Annotated in this window: 6 protein-coding genes and 1 pseudogene; 6 read left to right on the top strand and 1 reads right to left on the bottom strand. The window is 28.7% G+C overall.

Annotated elements, in window-relative coordinates; genetic code table 11:
- The first annotated feature begins 63 nt into the window (after positions 1-63).
- The 6 genes from BN358_RS21335 to BN358_RS21310 all read left to right on the top strand — a co-directional run bounded on the left by BN358_RS21335 (position 64) and on the right by BN358_RS21310 (position 6,006).
- A complete protein-coding gene (locus BN358_RS21335; protein ID WP_019230565.1) occupies positions 64-858 on the top strand; it encodes a hypothetical protein in 795 nt (264 codons plus the stop codon).
- 116 nt (positions 859-974) lie between these two features.
- The gene (locus tag BN358_RS21330; RefSeq protein WP_019227222.1) at positions 975-2,222 is read left to right on the top strand and encodes an MBL fold metallo-hydrolase; all 1,248 of its coding nucleotides are present in this window, start codon (positions 975-977) and stop codon (positions 2,220-2,222) included.
- A gap of 344 nt (positions 2,223-2,566) precedes the next feature.
- Positions 2,567-3,043 carry a hypothetical protein gene (locus tag BN358_RS21325; RefSeq protein ID WP_019227221.1) on the top strand — a complete coding sequence of 159 codons (477 nt, stop codon included), beginning with the start codon at positions 2,567-2,569 and terminating at the stop codon, positions 3,041-3,043.
- A gap of 95 nt (positions 3,044-3,138) precedes the next feature.
- The gene (locus tag BN358_RS21320) at positions 3,139-3,891 is read left to right on the top strand and encodes a hypothetical protein (protein WP_232233423.1); all 753 of its coding nucleotides are present in this window, start codon (positions 3,139-3,141) and stop codon (positions 3,889-3,891) included.
- Positions 3,892-3,920: 29 nt separating this feature from the next.
- Complete coding sequence (locus BN358_RS21315; protein WP_019227219.1) at positions 3,921-4,751, top strand: WG repeat-containing protein; 831 nt, start codon at positions 3,921-3,923, stop codon at positions 4,749-4,751.
- A gap of 178 nt (positions 4,752-4,929) precedes the next feature.
- Positions 4,930-6,006, top strand: coding sequence for an ADP-ribosylglycohydrolase family protein (locus tag BN358_RS21310; RefSeq protein ID WP_019227218.1), 1,077 nt, complete (start codon positions 4,930-4,932; stop codon positions 6,004-6,006).
- Positions 6,007-6,275: 269 nt separating this feature from the next.
- Here BN358_RS21310 and BN358_RS28060 read toward each other — a convergent pair.
- A pseudogene (locus BN358_RS28060) lies at positions 6,276-6,459 on the bottom strand (hypothetical protein); the annotation flags it as partial.

The following is a 6,459-nucleotide window of genomic DNA, read 5'->3' as shown; positions in this document are numbered from 1 at the left end:
TTTTAATTATGATGAAACATCTAAGACACTCCATATGATATTAAAAATGGAATTAAGACAAATATGCAGAAAGATGTTTCTGCATTTGAAGGATGGGCATTAATATTTAAAGCAAATCTGGGAGAATATATTGATATTGTAACATTAAACTGGAATAAGTATGATGAGCCAACAGATAAATCAAAAGAAGAATGGAGACATTTTAATAGATTTTTATATCGAGTTGATAAGTTTGAAAAATTATATAGTGACTGGTTTAAAGCAGAAACTCAAAATAATAGTTGGGAAAAGCAAGTAAAAAATGAAGGGTGGAGTTCATTAGTTTTAAATAAAGAAGGAGATAGAAAATTATCAGAGGAAGAAGAAAAATTTTCTTTAGACAATGAACATGAAATTGAAGAATATTTCAAAAAAAATGACAAATTAAAAATAGAATTAAAAAAGTATGGAATTGAAATAGATGAAGTTAAAAACCAGTTTCCAATAGGTATATTTAATGGTAAAGTAGAAAAATCTAATTATATATTCACTGGAGGAAAAAGTGCTATTGATTTATATGGTATGGATGAAAAAAATAAAAGTTTCAATATCTTTGAGTTGAAGGGGTATAATAATATTAAAATTGGCATATTATCAGAGCTTTTTTTCTATTCCTCAATAATTAGGGATGCAATTGATGGTAATATTGAATTTGGTGAACATAAAAATATTGAAAATTATAAATTAAATGCGTTTTTTCTTGTTCAAGTGTTGCATCCACTTATAACTGAAAATGTAATAAAACTCCTTAATGTATCTAATAAGAGAATTGAATATCATGTATTAAAATATGCTATAGAAGATATTAAATTTGATTAATGCTATAATTATATGTATGGGGATTGTCTATGATGTAAATAAAGACATACTTATTTATATCGGCTAAAAAACTTATAAAATTCATTTTTTAAGATAATATAAAATGGAGGCATAATATGTCAATAGCCATCACTATCCATCGAGGTACAAGTCAAATCGGTGGTAGCATAACTGAAATTTCAACTGAACAAAATAGAATTTTGATTGATTTTGGAACTGAATTATCAGAAAATACCCAAACACCTAATGATTCTGAAATGATTAAGCTTGTAACTGAAAAATCATGTGATGGAGTATTTTTTACACACTACCATGGTGATCATACTGGATTAATGAATCAGATACCAAAAGGAATTCCTATATATATTGGTGATATTGCAAGAAGAATAATGATAAACATAAGAGAAACATTAAGGCAATATGGAGAAGTTGCTATTTTAAAAGACACTAATCGGATAAAACCTCTTGTAAAAAATGTTGCTATTCAAATTGGTGATATTAAAGTAACGCCGTACTTTGTTGATCATTCAGCATATGATGCCTATATGCTCTTAGTAGAAGCAGAGGGAAAAAGAATTCTTCATACAGGAGATTTTAGAACTCATGGTCGCTTAGGTAAAGGACTTTTTCCGACATTGAAACACTACGTCTGTAGAGATGGTAGACCAGTTGATGTTTTAATTTCAGAAGGAACAATGTTGAGTCGCAGTACTGAAAAGGTTATGACAGAGCAACAGATGCAGAAAGAAGCTACAAAATTGTTGAAGCAACACAGATATGCATTTTTAGTATGTTCATCAACGAATATGGATAGTCTTGCATCTTTTCATCAGGCAGCAAAAATAAACCATATTCCAATGATTGCAAATTGGTATATCGTTAAGCAGTGTGAACTTTTTACAGAATATGCGGGTTCATTTTCGGATGTTTACAGATTTGATAACTTATATAAATTGGAATTAGAACGTATTTTGTCAGATAATCTATCTCAGGAAGAACATATGAAAAAATATGGATTTTTGTTTATAGTGAATGAAAAAGAATATTATCAAGGTATAATGGAAAGGTTTAGAAACTTTAATCCAATACTTATTTATTCAATGTGGGATGGATATTTAGATGATAAAAGAAATTCATATAATATAAAAATGGCAGATATGGTGAAAAAATGGAATGTCATTCATTTACATACAAGCGGACATGCTACTGCTGATACAATATCAGAAGTTATAAAGACTGTAAGGCCTCAAAAAGCTATCATACCTATTCATACGGAGATGGGTAGACAATTTAAAAATTTACAAATAGGGGAATATAAAGACAAAGTAATTGAATTGAAGGATGGAGAGGTTTTGAAGTTATAGCCTTATACCATATAGTATTATTAAAATTATGGTATAAAGACATAATTAAATATTTATTGATTACATAAAAACTAAAGGGATTGTTATGATATTAAATTACATAATAATCTTTTTTTTACATACGGGAATATTGGCAAACTAAGCAAAGTGCCGATTCGGTGGAAATTAAATTTAATGGTGCTATAATAATATTAAATAGCTATTTAATTGCTTTGAAAATAAAAATAATCTTGTATTTTGTGGTGAAAAATATTTGCACCTTGACAATTAAATATTTAGATCTGATATTTATGCAAATTAACCAAATTGCGGTAGAATCATAACAGAAGTAAGGAGGCTTATACTTGAGTATAATACAAAATAATATTGAATGTAATTATTTTGAAACTAAAGCAACAGACGAAATCGGAAAATCATTTAAAATCTTTATTAATCCTTCTGACGTAGATATTAAAATGATAAAAACAATAAATGATAATGACATAAGAGGAATAATATTTCCTGACGGAAAAGAGATATATTTATGGGATGCAGCTTTAAGACATAAAGATATCGAGAAAGTAATAGATATATCACACAAACACTATATAAACATTCATGAAGGACAAAGATTTCATTTGGACGATTCAGTGAATGGCTGGGGATGGGATTTTGATTATGGACGAAGGGTTAATTTATATGGAGCAAAAGAATACATTAAACGTTTTGAAAAATATCTTCGCAGATTTGGTGATATAGAAAATTTACCGCTTTATTTATGGGGGATAGAAGACCTTGGAAAAGGACCTTTTGGTTTTACATACGAAGAATTGTTTAAATAATAGAATTCTTCAGACTTGAATATTATTCAAATATATTTAGTATTTATAATTACAGATAATAATTTTCCTGTTAAATAGGAGTGAATAAATTGAAAATGACTTTAATTGAAGTAGCAAATGCCATTGATAAATCAATTGGAAATGGGAAGTTTTATAACATAGATAATAAGTACTTATTGTGTGTTAATTCGAATATAGGAATGTTATTAGATAGGTCAGGGCAAGTCCTTTGGATTCAAAAATGGGAACATGTCATTTTTTATGGAGAAATGTATTACATTGAAAAATTAAATATATTGATTACAAGTCGTTTGGCAATGACTGGACCGGTTACAGATAACCTTGGAATTTGTGGTATTGACATGACAAATGGAATGTATTTATGGAAACACTGGTATGAAGATGGTTTACAGGAACGCATGGCATTGAAAGAGAATAAAAATGATAATATAAGGTTATGTAGATTATATAGTTTTAATATGTATGGAGAATATTTAATTAATCAGGGTTTTAAAATTCATGTTATATCAGGAGAATATTCCATTGTTGAATCAAAATATGAATGTAATGAAAGCTTAAAAATTAAATTAACAACTCCAAAACAAGTAATAAGTGATAATCTTGTTTATGACAAAGAAACAAGTTCATTTGTTGTTGTTGGTCTTGAATCTGTAAAATTGTGGGGACACCGGTTCGCTTGGTATGATAATTTAATTAGTGCAGCATACAAACAGAAGCTTTTTACAAATATTAAATTATATAAGATAGTAGAATTTTTTGACGACAGTTTATTAATAATTGGCAAGAATTTAAAAAATAATAATGCATGTATATGGTTATTGAAATGAAAAATTGTGATTTATTGGAGGACGTTTTTATGCAAAAATGTAAAGTATATCATACAGGGGTTTATGAATTTGAAGAAGCTGTCATTAAGGACAATAAAGTTTACATATGTGGTAACAGAGATAAATTATATTATCCAGAAGAAATGTTTATGGCTCGTGAGGAATGTGAAGAAGGGTTAATTCAATTAGCTGTTAATGGTAAATGGGGCTTTGCAGACATTTATTCTGGAGAAATTAAAATAAAGCCAACATGGGATTTTGTAGATCCTTTTTATTTTGGATATGCTCATGTTGTGTTGAATGCTAATGCTAATGAATACAGTGCTGGTCGTTTTGAAGTAACAGGAGGCAAGCACGGCTATATAAACAAAAATGGAGATTTAGTCATTCCCGTTGAGTATGATGGTGCTGAAATAGTTTCACTTAGAGGAAACTTTTTAGTTTCGAAGGATGGGAAATGGGGTGTAGTTGATAAAAATAATAAAGTGTTAATTCCTTTTGAGTATGATTACTTGAGAAAAAATTATGATGATGACTTAGTTTTTGGCGGTAAAAGAGTTCTGCCTAAACCTTCTTTAGAGCAAGCTATAAAGCAAAATTTATGGTGGGATTATGGAATAAAGTGGGGTGTATTTGACAAACAATTTAATATAATTGTTATGCCTGAATTAGATAAAATGCCATATATTTGTGAAGTTAAATATGATAAAGACGACAATTGGAGTCATATTAAGAAAAAATATTATATTCTAAAAAGAAAAAGGAGGTATGGAGTGCTGTGTGTAGACGGGCGATTGATCACAGATGTATCTCTTTTGAAAAGAGATGCAGTATATTTAGTTAAGGTTTTATCAGATTAAAAAAGACATGAATGTTGAACTATTGAAGATAGTTCAACATTTCAGCTTGAGTAGATTAGCGAAATTTACAGTTACGATTACATTAGAAATTTTGAAAAATATATTTGCAGATTTGCCTTTTGAATTTACTTATGAAGAATTATTTATTTAACTAAATGAAAGAAAAGGGGTTATGAGTTTGAATAATAAGAAAGATAAGTTTATAGCTTCCCTGCTTGGTGGTGCTATTGGTGATGCTTTAGGATATGCTGTAGAATTTATGTTATTAGATGAAATAATCGATAAGTATGGAAGCCAAGGAATATCGGACTTAGATATTGATAAAGAAGAAGGAAAAGCACTAATATCAGATGACACACAAATGACTTTATTTACAGCTAACGGAATATTGATGGCATGTAAAAGTATAATTGATTATGGTAATGGTTCATATATAGAAAATGGTATTTATCAATCATATCTTCAATGGTACTATACACAGAATAGTAAATTTAATTTAGAAAAGAGGGCCTGCTTTCAAAAAAATATGACTTTTGGAAAACAGGATAATATTATGCAATATAAGAAGTTATTTGTTCAAAGAGCACCTGGAATCAGCTGTTTATCAGCTCTTGAAAGCAATAAAATGGGAACTATAGAACATCCAATTAATGATAGTAAGGGTTGTGGTGGAGTTATGCGTGTAGCTCCTATAGGATTATTTTTTCATAATGATACGGAATATGCATTTAGCGTTGGTGCTGAAGCTGCTGCACTTACTCATGGTCACCCTACAGGATATCTTGCAGCTGGTGTATTTGCTTCAATTATAGCAGAACTTGTAAATTGTAATAATATAATAGATGGAACTTTAAACTCGATTAGAGTTTTAAAAACTTATTCAAATCATGAAGAAACATTAAATGCAATTATGAAGGCCATTGATTTATCTAATAGTAATGAAAAAACAAATATCGCAATATCAAAACTTGGTGAGGGATGGGTTGCAGAAGAAGCTTTAGCAATTGCTTTATATTGTTCACTGAAGGAAAAAGACTTTATAAAATCATTGATAATGTCTGTAAATCATGACGGTGACAGTGACTCCACAGGATCTATTTGTGGAAATATTCTTGGTGCTTGTTATGGTATAAAAGCATTACCTAAAGATTGGGCTAATAAAATGGAGCTAAAGGAATTAATTCTTAATATGAGTAATAAACTATATGATGTTTCCGTAAGCGCTGGAAACTCTATTTATAGATCTTGGACTTAATGTTATTGATAGCATATCCATTTATTGACGATATGCGGGCAATTCTCTTATTAAATAGAATATTTTTTAATATAATAAGGAGAAAATATTGTTTTATATGAATTATAGTTTCACCCTATAAAAATATTAGTTTTTTGTTTTATGCTAATAAAAAGAAATATCAATTGTGGATATAAACTGGTATGGTCCACTTATACACCAAAATATGGAAAAAATCAAAACTCCTCAAATTTGAGGAGTTTTGATTTTAGATGTAGAGTAATCTTATTTTATCTACTACTTGAATATTTCTTATTATAAATTACTCTTTCTTTAATATTATGAAGTAATTTTCCACCATCAAGATGTGGAAATGGTAAAATATTTTCAACAAAAATAGCTGAATTAATCAATATGAATGCTATCATAGCAATATCTATATTTTTATATATGGAACACTTCCTAATATAGCTT

It is taken from the genome of Sedimentibacter sp. B4 (genome assembly GCF_000309315.1).
Classification (GTDB): domain Bacteria; phylum Bacillota; class Clostridia; order Tissierellales; family Sedimentibacteraceae; genus Sedimentibacter; species Sedimentibacter saalensis.
The sequence above is the reverse complement of the archived record's forward strand: the minus strand, read 5'-3'. Positions and strand labels throughout refer to the sequence as shown.

Coding starts and splice junctions, on each gene's coding strand:
- BN358_RS21315 (WP_019227219.1), top strand. CDS start 3,921: ATGCAAAAATGTAAAGTATATCATACAGGGGTTTATGAATTTGAAGAA.
- BN358_RS21320 (WP_232233423.1), top strand. CDS start 3,139: ATGACTTTAATTGAAGTAGCAAATGCCATTGATAAATCAATTGGAAAT.
- BN358_RS21330 (WP_019227222.1), top strand. CDS start 975: ATGTCAATAGCCATCACTATCCATCGAGGTACAAGTCAAATCGGTGGT.
- BN358_RS21335 (WP_019230565.1), top strand. CDS start 64: ATGCAGAAAGATGTTTCTGCATTTGAAGGATGGGCATTAATATTTAAA.